14 protein-coding genes and 2 tRNA genes are annotated in these 17,179 nt (G+C 69.3%); 4 read left to right on the top strand and 12 right to left on the bottom strand.

All coding sequences use genetic code 11. The features are described from left to right. Positions 1-43: 43 nt before the first annotated feature. Positions 44-1,510, bottom strand: coding sequence for a catalase (locus AC067Z_RS22425; protein WP_478791343.1), 1,467 nt, complete (start codon positions 1,508-1,510; stop codon positions 44-46). A 156-nt stretch (positions 1,511-1,666) separates the two neighbouring features. Here AC067Z_RS22425 and AC067Z_RS22420 point away from each other — a divergent pair, with 156 nt between their 5' ends. Beyond that, positions 1,667-2,083, top strand: coding sequence for a Fur family transcriptional regulator (locus AC067Z_RS22420; RefSeq protein ID WP_478791342.1), 417 nt, complete (start codon positions 1,667-1,669; stop codon positions 2,081-2,083). Between the two features lie 192 nt (positions 2,084-2,275). Here the strand turns inward: AC067Z_RS22420 and AC067Z_RS22415 are convergent. The 4 genes from AC067Z_RS22415 to AC067Z_RS22400 all read right to left on the bottom strand — a co-directional run bounded on the left by AC067Z_RS22415 (position 2,276) and on the right by AC067Z_RS22400 (position 7,594). Continuing rightward, positions 2,276-2,349: transfer RNA gene (locus AC067Z_RS22415), tRNA-Met, on the bottom strand. Positions 2,350-2,394: 45 nt separating this feature from the next. Further along, positions 2,395-4,386, bottom strand: coding sequence for a tetratricopeptide repeat protein (locus AC067Z_RS22410; RefSeq protein ID WP_478791341.1), 1,992 nt, complete (start codon positions 4,384-4,386; stop codon positions 2,395-2,397). 216 nt (positions 4,387-4,602) lie between these two features. Beyond that, positions 4,603-4,676, bottom strand: a tRNA-Met gene (locus tag AC067Z_RS22405). 41 nt (positions 4,677-4,717) lie between these two features. Beyond that, positions 4,718-7,594, bottom strand: a complete 2,877-nt coding sequence (locus tag AC067Z_RS22400; RefSeq protein ID WP_478791458.1) for a UPF0182 family membrane protein — start codon at positions 7,592-7,594, stop codon at positions 4,718-4,720. Between the two features lie 136 nt (positions 7,595-7,730). Here AC067Z_RS22400 and AC067Z_RS22395 point away from each other — a divergent pair, with 136 nt between their 5' ends. Then, positions 7,731-8,300, top strand: coding sequence for a PPA1309 family protein (locus AC067Z_RS22395; protein ID WP_478791340.1), 570 nt, complete (start codon positions 7,731-7,733; stop codon positions 8,298-8,300). A gap of 130 nt (positions 8,301-8,430) precedes the next feature. Here the strand turns inward: AC067Z_RS22395 and AC067Z_RS22390 are convergent, their stop codons facing one another. The 4 genes from AC067Z_RS22390 to AC067Z_RS22375 all read right to left on the bottom strand — a co-directional run bounded on the left by AC067Z_RS22390 (position 8,431) and on the right by AC067Z_RS22375 (position 11,728). Beyond that, a complete protein-coding gene (locus AC067Z_RS22390; RefSeq protein WP_478791339.1) occupies positions 8,431-9,522 on the bottom strand; it encodes a YlbL family protein in 1,092 nt (363 codons plus the stop codon). 84 nt (positions 9,523-9,606) lie between these two features. Then, positions 9,607-9,783 carry a hypothetical protein gene (locus AC067Z_RS22385; protein ID WP_478791338.1) on the bottom strand — a complete coding sequence of 59 codons (177 nt, stop codon included), beginning with the start codon at positions 9,781-9,783 and terminating at the stop codon, positions 9,607-9,609. Positions 9,784-10,035: 252 nt separating this feature from the next. Continuing rightward, on the bottom strand, positions 10,036-10,494 hold the full coding sequence (locus AC067Z_RS22380; protein WP_478791337.1) for a molybdenum cofactor biosynthesis protein MoaE: 459 nt from the start codon (positions 10,492-10,494) through the stop codon (positions 10,036-10,038). Positions 10,495-10,615: 121 nt separating this feature from the next. After that, entirely contained in the window at positions 10,616-11,728 is a 1,113-nt protein-coding gene (locus tag AC067Z_RS22375) for an SDR family oxidoreductase (protein WP_478791336.1), read from the bottom strand. A gap of 216 nt (positions 11,729-11,944) precedes the next feature. On the opposite strand from AC067Z_RS22375, the gene AC067Z_RS22370 reads away from it, so the two are divergent. After that, positions 11,945-13,414, top strand: coding sequence for a zinc-dependent metalloprotease (locus tag AC067Z_RS22370; protein ID WP_478791335.1), 1,470 nt, complete (start codon positions 11,945-11,947; stop codon positions 13,412-13,414). Beyond that, positions 13,411-13,941 (top strand): NUDIX hydrolase, encoded by a 531-nt coding sequence (locus tag AC067Z_RS22365; RefSeq protein ID WP_478791334.1) that lies wholly within the window; start codon positions 13,411-13,413, stop codon positions 13,939-13,941. The genes AC067Z_RS22370 and AC067Z_RS22365 overlap by 4 nt, the downstream gene beginning before the upstream one ends. A gap of 102 nt (positions 13,942-14,043) precedes the next feature. Here AC067Z_RS22365 and AC067Z_RS22360 read toward each other — a convergent pair whose 3' ends face one another. Genes AC067Z_RS22360 through AC067Z_RS22350 form a run of 3 tightly spaced genes read right to left on the bottom strand, consistent with a single transcriptional unit; the run spans position 14,044 to position 17,126 of the window. Next, positions 14,044-14,799, bottom strand: coding sequence for an AIM24 family protein (locus AC067Z_RS22360; protein WP_478791333.1), 756 nt, complete (start codon positions 14,797-14,799; stop codon positions 14,044-14,046). A 19-nt stretch (positions 14,800-14,818) separates the two neighbouring features. Beyond that, on the bottom strand, positions 14,819-15,499 hold the full coding sequence (locus tag AC067Z_RS22355) for an AIM24 family protein (RefSeq protein WP_478791332.1): 681 nt from the start codon (positions 15,497-15,499) through the stop codon (positions 14,819-14,821). A 13-nt stretch (positions 15,500-15,512) separates the two neighbouring features. Then, a complete protein-coding gene (locus tag AC067Z_RS22350) occupies positions 15,513-17,126 on the bottom strand; it encodes a TerD family protein (RefSeq protein ID WP_478791331.1) in 1,614 nt (537 codons plus the stop codon). Between the last annotated feature and the right edge of the window lie 53 nt (positions 17,127-17,179).

The following is a 17,179-nucleotide window of genomic DNA, read 5'->3' as shown; positions in this document are numbered from 1 at the left end:
CCCCTGGACAGGGATCCGGCCCTCCGCACAACGACAAACGGTGTCAGCCGCGCAGGGCCTGGAACGCGACCTCGAGCCGCTTGCCGAAGTCGCCGTCCGCCTGACGGAAGTTGTTGATCGCGCGCTCTGCGATGTCGTCGCGCGACACCTTGGCGATGAAGCCGGCGAGATTGTCGATCAGACGGCCCTTCTCGTCCTCGGACATCAGACGGTAGAGGTTGCCCGCCTGCACGAAGTCGCTGTCCTCGGCGTGGTTCAACGCCGCGTGGTTACCGGTGCCGCCGGTGACGGCGGCCGACACCCACAGCGGCCGGTCCGTCTGGAACGGGCCGCCGAAGCTGTTGGGCTCGTAGTTCTTCGCACCCTTGTGGCGGCCGTCGTAGAGGAAGCCGTCACGGCTGTTGGTCCGCGCCTCGGTGGCGTGCGGGCGGTTCACCGGAAGGTGGTCGGCGTTGATGCCGACGCGGTAGCGGTGGGCGTCGCCGTACGCGAAGAGACGGCCCTGGAGCATCTTGTCCGGGGAGGGACCGATGCCCGGCACGAAGTGGGCGGGACTGAAGACGGACTGCTCGACCTCGGCGAACACGTTCTCCGGGTTGCGGTTGAGCTCCAGCTTTCCGATCTCGATCGGCGGGTAGTCCTCGTGCGGCCACACCTTGGTGAGGTCGAACGGGTTGAAGCGGTAGTTCGCCGCGTCGGCCGTCGGCATGATCTGCACCTGCACGGTCCAGGTCGGGAAGTCACCGCGCTCGATGGCCTCGCGCAGGTCTCGCTGGTGGCTGTCGGGGTCCTCACCGGCGAGCTTGTTGGCCTCGTCCTGGGTGAGGTTCTTGATGCCCTGGTCGGTCTTGAAGTGGTACTTGACCCAGAAGACCTCGCCCGCCTCGTTGTTCCACTGGTACGTGTGCGAGCCGTAGCCGTTCATGTGGCGGTACGAGGCGGGGATGCCACGGTCGCCGAAGAGCCAGGTCACCTGGTGCGTGGACTCGGGCGACAGACCCCAGAAGTCCCAGACGTTGTCCGCCTCCTGGCTGCCCGTGTACGGGTCGCGCTTCTGGGTGTGGATGAAGTCGGGGAACTTGATGGCGTCCTTGATGAAGAACACCGGGGTGTTGTTGCCGACGAGGTCGTAATTGCCCTCTTCGGTGTAGAACTTCAGCGCCCAGCCGCGCGGGTCGCGCACCGCGTCGGCCGCACCGAGGTTGCCCGCGACGGTGGAGAAGCGCAGGAACGTCTCGGTCTGCTTGCCGACCTCGGACAGGAACCGGGCGCGCGTCCACTGCGAGACGTCGCGGGTGAGCGTGAAGGTGCCGTAGGCGCCGGCGCCGCGGGCATGGACGACGCGCTCCGGGATGCGCTCACGGTTGAAGTGCGCGAGCTTCTCGAGCAGCAGCTGGTCCTGGACGAGAACCGGACCGCCGGCTCCCGCGGTCTCGCTGTTCTGATTGTCGGCGACCGGCGCTCCGGCCTCCGTGGTGAGCGGTCCCTGCGTCACGTGCGCCTCCTGCATAAATGTCTGCCCAGTTGTCTCATCCGGCGCTGCCAGTCACTCGCTGCCCCCGGCCTGCCTCGTACTGGATCCTACAATGGACATTGTCCAAGTCAAGTGAGCATCCAAAATCACACCCGTTCGCGACCTGGGTTCCTTCACTGTTAGGCTGGCCCTATGAGTGACCTGTTGGAACGACTCCGCGGACGCGGCTGGCGCATGACTGCGCAGCGGCGCGTCGTGGCCGAGGTCCTCGACGGCGAGCATGTCCACCTGACGGCCGACGAGGTGCATGCGCGCGCCGTGGAGAGGCTGCCCGAGATCTCTCGGGCCACCGTCTACAACACGTTGGGCGAGCTGGTGAGCCTCGGCGAGGTGCTCGAGGTGTCGACCGACCGCCGCGCCAAGCGGTACGACCCCAATGCCCACCGCCCGCACCAGCACCTGGTGTGCGCACGGTGCGGCGCGATCCGTGACGTGCATCCGTCCGGCAACCCCCTTGCAGACCTGCCGGACTCGGAACGCTTCGGCTTCACGGTCTCCGACGTCGAGGTGACGTACCGCGGCACCTGCCCGAACTGCGCCGCCGCGTAGGACGAAACCACCGAGTAGGGCCGCGACGTGATCGTCGGGGCCCTACTTCGTCAGGTGCCGGCGTTCCCGCCGCCAGAGGGACTGCCGGGGGCGAGCCACGAGAGCCGGAGGGTTTGTCGGGGGCGAGCCGCGAGGGTGGCCGGAAAATGACCGAAGGCCCGGATCCTTGAGGATCCGGGCCTTCGGTTTCAGTAGCGGGGACAGGATTTGAACCTGCGACCTCTGGGTTATGAGCCCAGCGAGCTACCGAGCTGCTCCACCCCGCGTCGGTGAACACAACCTTACGGTACCCCGCCGACCAGCGCAAATCCCTATGCGGTCAGCTCCTGGATCAATGCCTCGCGCAGTTTCGCCGCCCGCTCCGCCACCTCGTCCGGTCCCAGTTCGACCGCCCTGGCGCACCAGCGCTGCCCCTCCGCGAGCTCCCCCCTGCGGGCGGCGAGCAGCGCGAGGCGCAGCGCGGCCCTGCCGTGTCCGGCGCGGGCCGCACGGGTCCACCACAGGGCGGCCTCCCGCTCGCTGCCCTCACGGGCGAGCAGCAGCCCGAGGTTGAACGCGCCGCTGCGGCTGCCGGCCTCCGCCGCCTCGCGGTACCAGCGGGCCGCGTCCGCCATGTCCCCGCGTGCGGCGGCGAGCATGCCGACGCGCACCTGGGCGCGCCGGTGCCCCTCCTGGGCGGCCCGCTCGTACCACTCCTCGCACTCGCTCTTGTCCGCCATCGGCTCACCGAGCGCCGGGGGCCCCGGCGGCGGCTCGCGCGAGTCCAGCAGGGTGGCCAGCCGGAAGGCGGCCTCGGCGCTGCCGCCGCCCGCCGCGCATCGCAGATGCTGCTCGGCTGTCTGCTCGTCCCCGTCCCTGAGCCGGGCGATGCCGACCTGCAGGGCGGCCTCCGTGTGGCCTGCGGCAGCTGCCCGCTCGTACCAGGCCAGGGCCGTGCGGTCGTCGTCACGGCCGACATGGAGGATGCCCAGGTTGAAGGCCGCGTCGACGCTGCCTGCCTCGGCCGCCTTCGAGAACCAGGGCTCGGCACCGGTGGCATCGCCGGCCTGCAGCAGCAGGACGGCAAGGGCGTTGGCGGCCTCCCGGTGGCCCGCGTATGCGGCACGGCGGTACCACTGCTCGGCCTGCGGCGTGCGGTCCTGGGACGCGCAGAGCAGCCCCAGGTTGTAGGCGCCGTTGACGTCGCCCGCGTCCATGGCAGCGCGGTACCACCGCTCGGCGGTCTGCTGCTCGCCACGGGCGGCGTGCAGCGCACCGAGGGCGTTGGCCGCGTTGCCGTCACCGTCCTGCGCAGCGCGCAGCCACCACACGGCGGCGCTCTCCTCGTCGCCCGCGTCACGGAGCAGGAAGCCCAGAGCACAGGCGGCCCGCGCCTCGCCTTCCTTGGCGGCCGTGAGGTACCAGCGCCCGGCCTCCTTGAGCTCGCCGCGCTTCTCGAGGATCGCCCCAAGATGCAGCGCGGCACGCCGATGCCCCCGAGCGGCGGCCTGCCGGTACCACTGGGCCGCCTCTTCCAGCAGCTCGCCGGCCGCGCCGTCCGCGCCGTCCGCGGCCTGCACCGGGCCGGCGGCGTCGCCGGAGCGGACCCGGCCTTCGGCGGTCCCGGCCCTGCCGGCCTCCTCCGCCACCCGACGCTCCAGGGCGCGGGCCAGTCGGTACGCCGCCTCACGGTGCCCCTGTTCGGCGGCAGCGCGCAGCCAACGCTCCGCGCCCGTCTCGCTGCGGTGCTCCAGGAGGTCGGCGAGGGCGTACGCCCCGAGGGCATGGCCCTGTTCGGCGGACTGTCGCAGCCAGTACTCCGCGGCCGGCTCGTCGCCGCGCTCGCGGAAGTGGCGGCCGAGCGCGTGCGCCGCGGCGGCCGAACCAGCCACAGCGGCGATGCGCCACCAGCCCGCCGCCTCGTCGGCGTACCCGCGCTGGTGCAGCAGGACGCCCAGGTTGTTGGCGGCGGCGCGGTCGCCGTCGGCGGTGGCGCCGCGCAGATAGGACTCGGCACCGTCCAGGTCCCCACGGCGCAGCAGCAGTGCACCGAGCACGCTCATCGACGCGGTGTCACCGCGGTCCGCGGCGCTGCGGTGGCGCGCCTCGGCGCCGGCGGTCTCCTCGGTATCGGCACCGGCGGCGTTGTCCGTCGCACCGAAGGGACCGGCGATGACGACGTTGTCGGCACCGTCAGTGCTGTCGGCGCTACTCAGCCGGCCGACGGCGTCCACCGCGTGGATCGCGTCCGCCACGTCTCCGGCGTGCGGCTGCACAAACCGCCCTGTCTCCAACAGAGTTGCCCTGTCCCCCATAAATTCCATCGTCGCACCACCTGCAACCCGCGTACACCTGGTATACCGCAGCCAGTGAGGTCACTTCAGCGTTTTGTCGACATGCCCACAGAGAGATAAGTCAAACACGTCGGGCCCCAACTCGCCCCCTGCGGCACGCGGTTCGCACAACAACCCCCCGAAGGTGTCGGGGCAACACGAAGAAGGACCCGGATCCTCAAAGGATCCGGGCCCTCTTCTTTCCAGTAGCGGGGACAGGATTTGAACCTGCGACCTCTGGGTTATGAGCCCAGCGAGCTACCGAGCTGCTCCACCCCGCGTCGTTGTGTCCCAACCGTACCACGACGCGGGGTGGGCCCTGTCAGCTGCCGTTTTCCGGCTCCTTCAGCCTGGCCTCGGCGTCGGCGGCCCGCTGCAGAGCGTCCTGCAGCGCCTCCTGAGCCTTGCCGTAGGCCGTCCAGTCGCCCTTCTTCATCGCCTCCTCGCCGTCCGCGTACGCCTTCTGCGCGTCGGCGATGGCGTCCTGGAGCGCGGCGTCACCCGTCTTGGGCGGCTCCGTGGGCTCGGTGGGCGGCTCGTCGGGATCGGCAGGCGGTGGAGTCGTGGCGCCCTCGCCGAACACCTGGGACAGCGCGCCGCCCAAGTCGTTGGCGAAACCGATCTTTTCGCCGTACACCACGGCCACCTTGCTCAGCAGCGGGTACTCCGATCCACGGCCCTGGGCGTAGATCGGCTCGACGTACAGGAAGCCGCTGTCCAGCGGGACCGTCAGCAGATTGCCGTACTTGATCGTCGAGTCGGCGCCCTTGAGGTCGCGGACGAAGTTGGCGATCGGATCATGTCTGTTGAGTCGGCTCTGCACCTGCTCCGGTCCGTCGACCTTGTCGTCCGTGACCCGCATGAGTCTGATCTTGCCGTAGTCACTGCTGTTGGCGTCGGCGTCGACCGCCATGAACGCCCGCAGATTCGGCCGCCCGCTGGGGGTGAACGTCGTCGTCAGCGAGAACTGCTGCGCCTTCTCACCCGGCAGCTTCATGGACAGGTAGTACGGCGGAACCGCGTTGCTGTCCGACTTGGTCGGGTCGTTCGGCACCTGCCAGGCGTCACTCGCGTTGTAGAACGGCGCCGGCTCGGTGACGTGGTAGAGCGTCAGCAGCTCGCGCTGGACCTTGAACATGTCCTGCGGATACCGCAGATGGGCCTTCAGCTCAGCCGGAATGTCCGCCTTCGCCTTGACCGTGCCGGGGAAGGCCTTCTTCCACGTCTTCAGGACCGGGTCGTTCTCGTCCCACTCGTAGAGCTTGACCGTGCCGTCGTAGGCGTCGACGGTGGCCTTCACCGAGTTCCGGATGTAGTTGACCTGGTTCTGCTGGGCGACAACCGCACGCTGGCGGTCGGTCAGCGAGTCGGCCGTGGTGTCCCCGAGCGTCGTACGCGATGCGTAGGGATAGCCGTTGGTGGTGGTGTACGCGTCGACGACCCACTGGATCCGCTTGCCCACGACGGCCGGATAGGCGTCGCCGTCGATGGTCAGCCACGGCGCGACCGCCTCGACGCGCTCCTTGGGCGTGCGGTTGTAGAGGATCTGCGAGCCCTCGCCGATGGCTCCCGAGTACAGGATCTGGGGCTCGCTGAAGGCGACGGAGTACGCGGCGCGGTTGAGCGGGCTGGACAGGTCGATGCCGCCCTTGCCCCGGTAGCTCGTGGTGATCTGGCCGCCGCCGTCCTGCTCGTAGTCGAGCTCCTTCTGGGGCCCGCCGACGATGGAGTACTGCGTGGTCTTCTCGCCGTAGTAGATCCGCTGCTCGTATTCGCCGAGAGCGCCCTTGGACGGCAGGCCGGACTCGGTGAACTCCGGGGCGCCCGACGTGCCCGCGGCGGTGTTCGTGCCCTTGGCCGCGACGGCGCCGTAGCCATGGGTGTAGGTGAAGTGGTCGTTGATCCAGTTGCGCTTGTCGACGCCCTGGAGGTTGAGCTCACGCAGACCGATGATCGTGTCCTGGCCCTTGTACCGGTCGATGTCCAGGGTGGACGGGAACTGGTAGTACTTCCGCTCCTGCTCCAGCTGCTGGAACGTGGGGGACACGATGTTGGGATCGTTGATGCGGTAGCTGGCGGCCGAGTCGGCGTCGTCGCGCTGCTTCTCGGCGTTCTTGACCTGGCCCCGGCCCGTGTAGTCCGACGGCTTCACACTGTCGATCCCGTAGGCCTTGCGGGTCGCCTCGATGTTCTTCCGGATGTACTCGGCTTCCTTGGCCTGCTCGTTCGGCTGGACCTGGAACTTCTGGACGATCGCCGGGTACAGCCCGCCGATCAGAATCGCCGACAGCACCATCAGCCCGAAGCCGATGACCGGCAGCTGCCAGGTGCGGCGCCACAGGGTCGCGAAGAAGAGCAGGGCACAGATGACCGCGATGCAGAACAGGATCGTCTTCGCGGGCAGATATGCGTTGGCGTCGACGTACCGCAGACCGGTCCAGTTGCTCGTCGCCTTGAAGTCGCTGGACTTCACCGCGAGCCCGTAGCGGTCGAGCCAGTACGCCACCGCCTTGAGCGCCACGAAGATTCCGAGCAGCACCGACAGATGGCCCGTCGCGGCTCCCGTCGCCCGCGCGCCGGGGCTGGTGATCCGCAGCCCGCCGTACAGGTAGTGGGTCAGAGCGGCGGCGATCAGCGACAGCACGACGGCCGCGAAGCCGAAGCCCAGCAGGAAGCGGTACCAGGGCAGGTCGAACGCGTAGAACGCGACGTCCATCTTGAACTGCGGGTCCTTCTGGCCGAAGGGCACGCCGTTGACCCACATCAGCCAGGTCCGCCACTGGCTGGTGGCCGATGCTCCGGCGATCAGCCCCACGAGCGCGGTGACCGCGAGCAGCACCCACTTCTTGTACGGGGCGATACTCATGCGGTACCGGTCGAGGCTCTGCTGCTCCAGCGACATCGCGCTGAGCGGCGGCCGCAGCCGGTGCGCCAACCAGATGTTCAGCGCGACCGCCAGGGCCATGAGCAGGCCGAAGACGGCGAACAGTCCGATCTTGGTCCACAGCGTGGTGGTGAAGACGGAGGAGTAGTTGACGGAGCGGTACCAGAGCCAGTCGGTCCAGAACCCGGCGAACATGACAAAGACCATGGCCAGGACGGCCAGGACGCCCAATGTCATGAGCAGGGTGCGGACACGCCGGGACGGGCGGCCCACTCTCATCCGTGGCCCGGTCGGGCCTCCGCCGCGGTCCGGCATCTGGAAAGCCAACGTGCGCACCTCGAAGTTCGCGGTCGTGTGAAACGGGCCCCGCGATCGTAGAGCCCACTCATGCAACTTACTGAGGCTTTACCTAGTTCCCGTCACGGGGCAGGAAGGAGGCAGGATATTGGCCATGTCCAACGTTTCTTCCTCCACCCCCGACAATCAGCCCCCTCCGGCGGCCGGCCCGCTCACTCGGGCCGTGCTCGAGATCGACGAGTATGCGGCCGGGCTCGGCTGGGACCAGCCGGCGCGGCTCTTCGCACTCGTCGACACGGCCCAGCTCCGCGCCCAGGAGCCCGGCCTCGCCGCACAGCTCGGCCTCGACGAAGCCGCCGCGGGAGCCCCCCTCACCCCGATCGAGCAGGACGAGATCCCGGCCGGCACCCCGCTGGACGAGTTCCTCGGCACGATCGCCTGGCCCGACGCCGTCGTCGGCTGCGCGCTGACCGTGGAGCGCCTGATGCTTCCGCCGTCGGCGGAGACCGCCGTGCCGAACGGTCTTGACGACGCGGCGCTCACCAAGTGGGTGGCCGCCCACCCGGACCGCCAGGAGGTCCGCATGACGGTCGCGGTTCTGCGTGACGGAGCCCGCGAGTCGGCGCTGCGGCTGCGCGAGAAGGACTCCGCGAAGGAAGTGCTCACGGGTGCCGGTCTTGTGCCGGGCCTGGCCGAGGCCCTGGCCGCGACCTTCGAGGACTGACCCGGCGGGACCCCACTACGGGCGCGAGGGCGCCGTCGTCGCGCAGATCATCTGTGCGACGACGGCGCCCTCGCGCCGTCTCCCTGTTCCCTGCTCGCTGCTCGCTGCTCGCTGCTCGCTGCTCGCTGCCTCAGCCTGCCGAGCAGCTCGGCAGCCCGGTCGCGTCGCCCGAGCGGATCTTGTCGAGCGACTTCCGGGCGTCGTCGATGGTGTCCACCTTGACCAGCGTGAGCCCGTCCGGGATGTCGGAGGCGGCCGACGCGCAGTTGTCGGCGGGCGTGAGGAAGTACTCGGCGCCTGCGTCGCGCGCGCCCACGAGCTTCATCTCGATACCGCCGATCGGGCCGACCTTGCCCTTCTCGTCGATCGTTCCGGTGCCGGCCACGAACTTCCCGCCGGTCAGATTCTCGGCGGTGAGCTTGTCGACGATGCCCAGCGAGAACATCAGCCCGGCGCTCGGCCCGCCGACGTCGGCGAGGTGAATGTCGATCGTGAACGGGAAGGTGTGGTCGATGCCGGCCTGGATCCCGACGATCGCACGTTTGTCGTCCTCCGCCTTCACCGTGGTGATCGTGACCTTCTCGGTGCCGCGTGGCTCCCTGCCCGCCTTCTCCGCCGCGGCAGCCTCCTTGGTGGGGACGACGGTGAAGACGACGTCCTGGCCGGGCTTGTGCTTCACGACGAGCTTGGCGACATCGCCGGGTTCCTTGATCTCGGTGCCGTCCACGGCACGGATGACGTCGCCTGCGTGCAGCCTGCCCTCGGCCGGTGAGCCCTTGACGACGCTGGAGACGACCACCCGCGACTTCACGGGGATCTCCAGCTCACGCAACGCCGCGACCTTGGCGCTCTCCTGGGACTGGCTGAACTCCTCGGCGTTCTCCTGCGTCGACTGCTCTTCCGTCTTCCCGTCGGGATAGAGCGTGTCGTGCGGGACCACCACGTTGTCGTGGGCGATCCACCCGTACATCGCCTCGAGGAGATTCATCTGGTAGTCCGCGCCGGTCACCCTGACGGTGGTCATGTTGAGGTTGCCGGTCGTGGGGAAGGTCTTGCGCCCGGTGATCTGCAGCACCGGCTCGCCGTCCGCGGAACCCAGGGTGTTCACGGTGGGCCCGGGAGACATCTCGGCGTACGGAACCCTGAAGAACACCACGCCTGCGCAGAGCAGCGCGATGAAGACGAGGGTGGAGGCGAGCATCGTCGCAGTGCGGCGTGGCATGGAACGACAGTACGGGATGAGCCTGTGCGACCTCTTTCGGGGCCGGTCCGTACGAGGCTGTTCCGCGATCGCGTACGCCCGGCGTCACTGCCGAACGGCGTCCCCGGCGGAATCCGCCTTTTCCATGGCGTCGCGGAAGCGTGCATAGCCGGCAAGCTCGGCGACGTCCCCGCTCGTGCGGTTTCGCGAGGCCCAGCTCGCCCATATCGCAGCACCGACAGCAGCGACAAGCGGAATCAGCAACCAAGCCAGGACTGCCATCGCGACCTCCCTACCCCATGAGCGAACGCAACCGAATGATCAGCAGATTAGCCATCTGCGTGTTCAACGCTCACGGCAGGGGGTCGGTTACGCAAATCGGGGCGGATAGGCCCCGACCGGGTTTCATCGTCCAAGATCGACACGAACGGACCCTGCTGACACCTCATCAGCACACTTCCGCCCGCCCGGAACGACAGCGCCACGCGCCGACCCGCCCACCCGTCGCCCGACCACCACCCCCGGACGACAGCGCTACGCGCCGACCCACTCTTCTGTACCGTCCGAGAAGGTCTGGTGCTTCCAGATCGGGACCTCGTGCTTGAGGTCGTCGATCAGCTTCCGGCACGCGTCGAACGCCTCGCCCCTGTGCGGACACGAAACGGCGACGACGACCGCCAGATCCCCGACCTCCAGGTCACCCACACGGTGGACCGCGGCCAGCGCCCGAACGGGGTACTCCGCGACCACCTTCTCGGCGATGCGGCGCATCTCCGACTCGGCCGAGGGGTGGCAGGAGTAACCCAGCCTGGCGACATCTGTGCCGCTGTCGTGGTTGCGCACGGTCCCCACGAACAGGGCTGTGCCCCCCGCGGCATCGTCGCCTACGGCCCTGAAGACCTCGTCGAGGGAGAGCGGGGTGTCACGGATCGCGAGCAGCCGGATGGGGTCCTGCGCCGCCTGCTCGCCCGGGTGGTCGTACGTGCGTGCCATGCAGCCATCGTGCCGTACGGCACTGACAAGGCGGAATAGCCCTTCCGACGGTTCGCCCGTGTCCCCCCTTGGAGCCTCCTACAGACGACCGGACGGCCCGACGGCCTCGGCGGCCTACCGGTCAGATCCGCCGGCGTGCCTTGCGGGCGCGCCGGACCAGCGCCGCCGTGCCCAGCAGCGCGACCGTGGCGCCGGCCGCACCCGCGGCGGTCGCGTCCTTGCGCCCCAGCCTGCGGCCCGCGACGGTGTGCCGTCCCTCGACCTCCTCCAGGAGCGCGGCCAGCACCTCCTCGTTGGTCCAGTGGGGGCGCCAGCCGGCGTCGTGCAGACGGCTCACGCTCACCACCCAGGGATGCATCGTGTACGCGAGATCCCCGGCCGGCGACGGCGTGAGGCCGATCCGGTGCAGGCGGGCCGCCGCGCCGAGCGCGACCGCCGAGGGCAGCTCCATGCGGCGGATGCCGCTGAGCTCCTCAACCTCCTCCTGCTCCAGCCAGCCGTCACAGCCGACGGCCATCTCCCCCTCGACCTTCTCCAGTGCCGCGTACTCCAGGGCGCTGACCAGGTCGTCGACGTGGCAGAACTGCCAGGTGGGCCTGGAGCCGGCGACCACGAGGAGCCTGGGCGACTCGAAGTAACGCGTCAGGGCAGTGTCGGTGCCGCCGACCAGGACGGCGGGCCTGACCACCGTGACGTTGAGCCCGGGGTGCGCGCGCGGCGCGCGCCGGGCGAGCCGTTCGATCTCCAGCAGGTCGCCGACGCCCGTCGCCTCGGCCGTGGCGCGCAGCTCGGCGTCCTCGGAGAGAGGGATGTCGTTGTCGGGGAGTGCGCCGTAGACCATGGCGGACGTGCACAGGACGACCCGGTGGACCCCCACAGCAGCGGCCGCGGTCAGCACCGTCTGGGTGCCGCGCACGTTGTAGGCGGTGCGGGCGGCAGGGTCGGACTCCAGATCGAGATCGAGCGCGAGATGCACGACGACATCGGCGCCGCGCAGTTTCTCCGCGATGGCCGGGTCCCGCACATCGAGAATGTGCCACTGCGCCTCGGACACCTCGCCGCGGCGCTCGTCGATGGCAATGACCTGTTTGATCTCCTCGGACGCGGCAAGGCGCCTGGTGAGCAGGTCGCCGATGCCCGTCGCGGCACCGGTGACCGCCACGACGGGGCCACGGCCCGCCGCCGGGGTTGAGTGGTTTCGCGCTGCGCGAACCTGCGGATCTGGGGAACTCACCAGGCGTCTCCAGCGGTTGTCTTCAATACGCAAGCGAATGACGCATACGCACCAACTGGCGTCCATCCTGCCGCAGCCCGGGGGCAAGCGGAGCACCGAGCCCACAAGCGGCCCGGATGTCGAAGCCGCACGGCCCCCCGGCCGCTTAGGCTGGGTGGTGTTGTCGGGCAGTCGCCGCCGGCGGAAAGCCGACGGCCCTACGAGCCGAGGAAACCCGTGAGTGACACCCCATTCGGATTCGGCCTTCCGCCGGAGGAGCCGGAGAACGGCGACGAGGGCAAGAAGAAGAATCCCGCCGGAGGTGGCCAGGGCTCCGGTGGGTCCCCGGCCAATCCCTTCGGGTTCGGATTCGGCGAGGGCGGTGACAATCCCTTCGCCGCCATGTTCGGCTCCCTTAATCCCAACGACCTCGGCGCGGCGTTCCAGCAGCTCGGCCAGATGCTGAGCTACGAGGGAGGCCCGGTGAACTGGGACATGGCCAAGCAGATCGCACGCCAGACCGTCTCCCAGGGCACCCCGGACGGCACCAAGGACGCGAGCGTCTCCCCGGTGGACCGCACGGCGGTCGAGGAAGCCGTGCGGCTGGCGGACCTGTGGCTCGACGGTGCGACCTCGCTGCCCTCCGGTGCGAGCACAGCCGTCGCCTGGAGCCGTGCGGAGTGGGTCGAGGCGACCCTCCCCGCATGGCAGCAGCTTGTCGACCCGGTCGCCGAGCGCGTCGGCCTTGCGATGGGCGATGTGCTGCCCGACGAGATGCAGGCCATGGCCGGCCCGCTGATCGGGATGATGCGCTCCATGGGCGGAGCGATGTTCGGCCAGCAGATCGGCCAGGCCGTCGGCGTCCTGGCCGGTGAGGTCGTGGGCTCGACGGACATCGGCCTGCCGCTGGGGCCGGCCGGAAAGGCCGCCCTGCTCCCGCTGAACGTGGAGGCGCTGGGCAAGGACCTGGGCGTGCCGAAGGAGGAGGTGCGGCTGTACCTCGCTCTGCGGGAGGCCGCCCACCAGCGGCTCTTCGCGCATGTTCCGTGGCTGCGCTCGCATCTGTTCGGTGCGGTCGAGGGCTACGCCCGTGGGATCAAGGTCGACACGACGAAGCTGGAGGACGTGGTCGGCCAGTTCGATCCGTCGCATCCCGAGCAGTTGCAGGAGGCGCTGCAGCAGGGCATGTTCCAGCCGGAGGACACCCCGGAGCAGAAGGCGGCGCTGGCGCGTCTGGAAACGGCGCTCGCGCTCGTCGAGGGCTGGGTGGACGCGGTGGTCCACGAGGCCGCCTCGTCCCGGCTGACGTCGGCGAGCGCGCTGCGGGAGACGCTGCGCAGGCGCAGGGCGTCCGGTGGGCCGGCGGAGCAGACGTTCGCGACACTGATCGGTCTGCAGCTTCGTCCGCGCAGGCTGCGGGACGCCTCGCGACTGTGGGCCTCGCTCACGGACGCGCGCGGCGTGGACGGCCGTGACGCCTTGTGGGAGCACCCCGACATGCTGCCGACGGCGACCGACCTGGACGACCCGGACGGCTTTGTGCACCGCGAGCAGCTGGACTTCTCCGAGCTGGACAAGATGCTCGGCGAAGCTGCCGGCGGCAAGGGTCCGAGGCTCGACAAGGAGACGCCCGAGAACGCCGGGACGGACAAGGGCTCCGGGACGGACAAGGATTCCGGGACGGCCGAGGACGACACCGACAAGTGAGCCTCCACGACGACGCGGTCCTCGTGCTCAAGGGCTATGACGCCCGCGGGGAGCAGGAAGAGCTGCGGCAGACGTATCTGGACCACCTGGCGGCACACCCGGACGGCATGTGGAAGTCCTGCGCGGCCGGGCATCTGACGGCCAGCGCGCTGGTTGTCGACGCGGAACGCGGTCGTGCGCTGTTGACGCTGCACAAGAAGCTGGGCATGTGGCTGCAGATGGGCGGCCACTGCGAACCGGGCGACACGACGCTCGCCGCGGCTGCGCTGCGCGAGGCCACGGAGGAGTCCGGGATCCCCGGGCTGACGCTGCTGCCCGGTGGCCCGGTCACCCTGGACCGGCACGCGATTCCGGCACCGTGCCACTGGCATCTGGACGTGCAGTACGCGGCGCTGGCCCCGGCAGGGGCGGTCGAGGCGATCAGCGACGAATCACTGGATCTGCGCTGGTTCCCGTACGACGAGGTCGCGGGCGTGGCCGACGCCTCCGTCGTACGGCTGCTGGAGCGTACGCGGGCGACCCTCTAGGTCCTGGCAGGTGCGCGTAAGGGGCGGTCGGCCTGGCGTGTCCCCGCCGAAGGCAGGGGATGGCGACCGCCCCTTACGCATGCCCATCAGGCCTGTCCGGCCCTAGTTCCAGGCGTTGTTCTGGTTCTGCGCGTGGGAGCCGTGCTGGCCGGCTCCGAACTGTGCGCGCACGCCCTGCCCGAGGTCCGCGTTCTGCGGCGGCATGACCTCACTGGGCTGGACCAGGGCGAAACCCTGGCCGAGGAAGCTCAGCTCCCAGCCCTCTCCGGTGTTGCCGCGGCGGCGGCGCACGTTCGAGGAGTGCGTCTGCGCCTGCATCTGCACCCGCAGCGCGGAGGACCAGGCCACGATGGCGTCGGCGTCCACGTTGACGTACTTGTCCGGCGTGACCTGCATCATCAGCGGCTGGCCCGAGGTCATCAGCGCGACCTTGCCCCGGCCGGAGATGTTGAGCTGGTACTTGCCGGATCCGGAGATGCCGTACTGGCTGTCCACCGCGATGACCTCGGTGTGCAGCGAGGAGTCCAGCGCCAGCACATAGGCGCTGTCGACGGTCATGCCCTCCTGGTCCACGTCGACGACGTGGACGTACTGCGCGAGGTTGGCGAAGTAGACGGTGCCCTGGCCGGAGCAGCGCATCAGGTCCAGGCCCTCGCCCGTGTTGGCGCGGGCCCGGCGCTGGGTGCTGGTCTGGTACTCGCCGTCGAAGTCGACGAGCCCCTGGTAGGCGACCATCGCGCCCTTGCGGGCGAGGACGTCGTCGTGGCCGGAGAGTGCGACCCGCAGCAGTTGCGGATTCTGCACGACGTACCGGTCCTGGGACTGCTGCTCGGTGTAGCTGAAAAGCGGACTCTGCATGGTGTGTTCTCGCTCCCCCTCAGCCCCGGACCCGAAGGCGGTCGGTGCTGTCCTCGCTCGGCTGGACGACGACGATTCCCTGGCCGGAGAAGGCCATCTGGTACGCCTCGCCGCTGCCCCGCCCGACGAGGGAGGAGGCCTTGAAGCTGCGCTTGCCCTTCACCTTGAGATTCGGGGACCAGGCGACAAGCGCATCCGGGTCGACATACGTCTCGTCGTCACCGCGCCCGCAGTCGACGACGATCGGGGTGCCGCGCGAGGTCAGCGCGACCCAGCCGGTGCCCGCGATCTCGACGTTCCACATGCCCTGGCCGGCGAACTTGGCGAGGCCCTTCACCTTTTCGACGCCCCACTGGAGGTGGGCGTCGAAGGCGAGCACATTGGTGCCGTTGACCGAGAGGGAGTCGTTGTTGAGGTTGATGACCACGACATCCGCGCCGTAGTCGGCGAGGTAGAGCAGGCCGTCGCCGGCGCACTTCATGAGGGGCGCGCCCTCACCGGTCACCCACTGGGCGGCGATCTGGCGGACGGCGGGCGGGTTCGGCTCGTACTGGACGAAGCCTTCGTACGCGACCATCGAGCCGGTGCGTGCGTAGAGGTCCTGGCCACTGGCCATGGCGACCTTGAGCATCGTGCGGCCGTGGTTCTCCATCCGGGCCGCGATCGGGGTCGGGGCGAAGCCCGCGAGTTGCTGGTTCATTCTTCGGGCTCCCTCAGACCTCGTACGGCTGGACGACGATGAAGTTGCCGGGTGCTCCCCGGAACTGGAGGTTCACGGTCTCTCCGCTGTGTCCGGGGTAGGCATTGCGGCGCAGCCGGACCTGGCTGGAGAGGATGACCTGCGAAGCCGCCGACCAGGCGACGACGGCATTGCAGTCGGCGAAGGTCGTGGGCGTGACGGGCAGGACGACGGGCACACCCTGGGTCTTGACGACCACAGTGCCGGTGCCCTGGAACATCATCGTGAACAGAGCGCCGCCGGGGATGCCGTGGCCCTCGATACGGCGGACCTCGTGCTGCAGCGACTCGTCGAAGGCGAGGACGTTCTCCGCGGAGACGCAGATCCCGTCGCCCTGCAGCTCGATGGAGTGCAGATGCGCGCCGTTCTCGGCGAGGAAGATCTGGCCTCGTCCGGTGCAGCGCATCAGCTGCATTTCCTGGCCCGTCGCATTGCCGACGATCCGGCCGGCGAAACCGGCGCCCTTGTAGCTGAAGTCGACCTTGCCCTGGTACATGACCATGCTGCCCTGGCGGGCGAGCACGGGCGTGCCGCCCATGGTGAGGTCGACCCGCATCAGCTGCTGGTTCTGCGGCGTCCAGCGCTGGCCGGTGGGCGCTTCCTTGTACGGCTGCAGGGCTGCCTGGAGGCCTGCGCCCGTCTGCGGCGCGCCTTGGGGGATGCCCTGCGGCGTTCCGGGCTGCGTCATTCCGGGCTGCTGGCCGTAAGGCGTGGGCGCCTGCTGTCCGTAGGGCGACGGCATTCCGGGCGGCGGTACCTGCCCGGGAACCTGCCCGAACTGCGGCTGCTGCGGCTGCTGGCCGTACGGCGACGGTGCCGGCGGCGGCACGGTGCCGGCCGGCGGCGCCATCGGGGCGGCCATGGTGGGCGCGGCGTGCATCTGCGGATTCGCGGCAGGCGCCTGGTGCGCCGCGGCCGGAGCGGGGGCACCGAAGCCCGGTGCGGGCTGCGGCGCCTGCGGTGCCTGAGGCGCGCCGAAGCCGGGCGCGGCAGCTGCAGCCTGCGGGGGCGGCGCGAACGAGGGGGCGGCGCCCTGCTGTTGTTGCGGAGCGGACTCCTCCTCCGCCACCTCTCCGCCGAAGTTCTTCAACAGCGCGTCGAGGCCGCCGTCGAATCCCTGGCCGACGGCGGCGAAGCGCCACACGTCCTTGAGGTAGAAGTCGCCGAGCATCACCGCGCGCTCGGTGGTGAACTCCGAGCCGGTGAAGGCGTACCGGACGACCTCTTCGCCGCCCGCGACGATGCGGATGTACCCAGGACCGATCTGCGACATCTGCCCCGCGCCGTCGATCGTGGCGGTGAAGGAGAGCTTGTGGATGTTCGCGGGGATGCGGTCGAGGGTGACGCGGAACGACTCGGTGTCACCGGCTTGCGCTCCGAGCAGCTGAACGGACTCTTCCGGTGACTTCGGCTGATTGAAGAAGATGAAGTACCGGTCGTCCGAGAGCTGCTCGTTGGCATCGAGACCGAAGCAGCTGATGTCGAAGGTCAGTCCAGGAGCCGCGATCTGCACACCTACGTACAGATCCGTTCCCGGCGTCAGATCACTGATCTTGGCCTTGTGGCCGCGTTGGAATTCCCTGGCCATGCGTTACGACCGTCCCCCATCCCGAAATATGAATGCGTCGCGTCAGGCTAACC

The sequence above is a fragment of the Streptomyces sp. NPDC043812 genome, from assembly GCF_056436245.1.
The sequence above is the reverse complement of the archived record's forward strand: the minus strand, read 5'-3'. Positions and strand labels throughout refer to the sequence as shown.

Coding starts and splice junctions, on each gene's coding strand:
- AC067Z_RS22425 (WP_478791343.1), bottom strand. CDS start 1,510: ATGCAGGAGGCGCACGTGACGCAGGGACCGCTCACCACGGAGGCCGGA.
- AC067Z_RS22420 (WP_478791342.1), top strand. CDS start 1,667: ATGAGTGACCTGTTGGAACGACTCCGCGGACGCGGCTGGCGCATGACT.
- AC067Z_RS22410 (WP_478791341.1), bottom strand. CDS start 4,386: ATGGAATTTATGGGGGACAGGGCAACTCTGTTGGAGACAGGGCGGTTT.
- AC067Z_RS22400 (WP_478791458.1), bottom strand. CDS start 7,594: ATGCCGGACCGCGGCGGAGGCCCGACCGGGCCACGGATGAGAGTGGGC.
- AC067Z_RS22395 (WP_478791340.1), top strand. CDS start 7,731: ATGTCCAACGTTTCTTCCTCCACCCCCGACAATCAGCCCCCTCCGGCG.
- AC067Z_RS22390 (WP_478791339.1), bottom strand. CDS start 9,522: ATGCCACGCCGCACTGCGACGATGCTCGCCTCCACCCTCGTCTTCATC.
- AC067Z_RS22385 (WP_478791338.1), bottom strand. CDS start 9,783: ATGGCAGTCCTGGCTTGGTTGCTGATTCCGCTTGTCGCTGCTGTCGGT.
- AC067Z_RS22380 (WP_478791337.1), bottom strand. CDS start 10,494: ATGGCACGCACGTACGACCACCCGGGCGAGCAGGCGGCGCAGGACCCC.
- AC067Z_RS22360 (WP_478791333.1), bottom strand. CDS start 14,799: ATGCAGAGTCCGCTTTTCAGCTACACCGAGCAGCAGTCCCAGGACCGG.
- AC067Z_RS22355 (WP_478791332.1), bottom strand. CDS start 15,499: ATGAACCAGCAACTCGCGGGCTTCGCCCCGACCCCGATCGCGGCCCGG.
- AC067Z_RS22350 (WP_478791331.1), bottom strand. CDS start 17,126: ATGGCCAGGGAATTCCAACGCGGCCACAAGGCCAAGATCAGTGATCTG.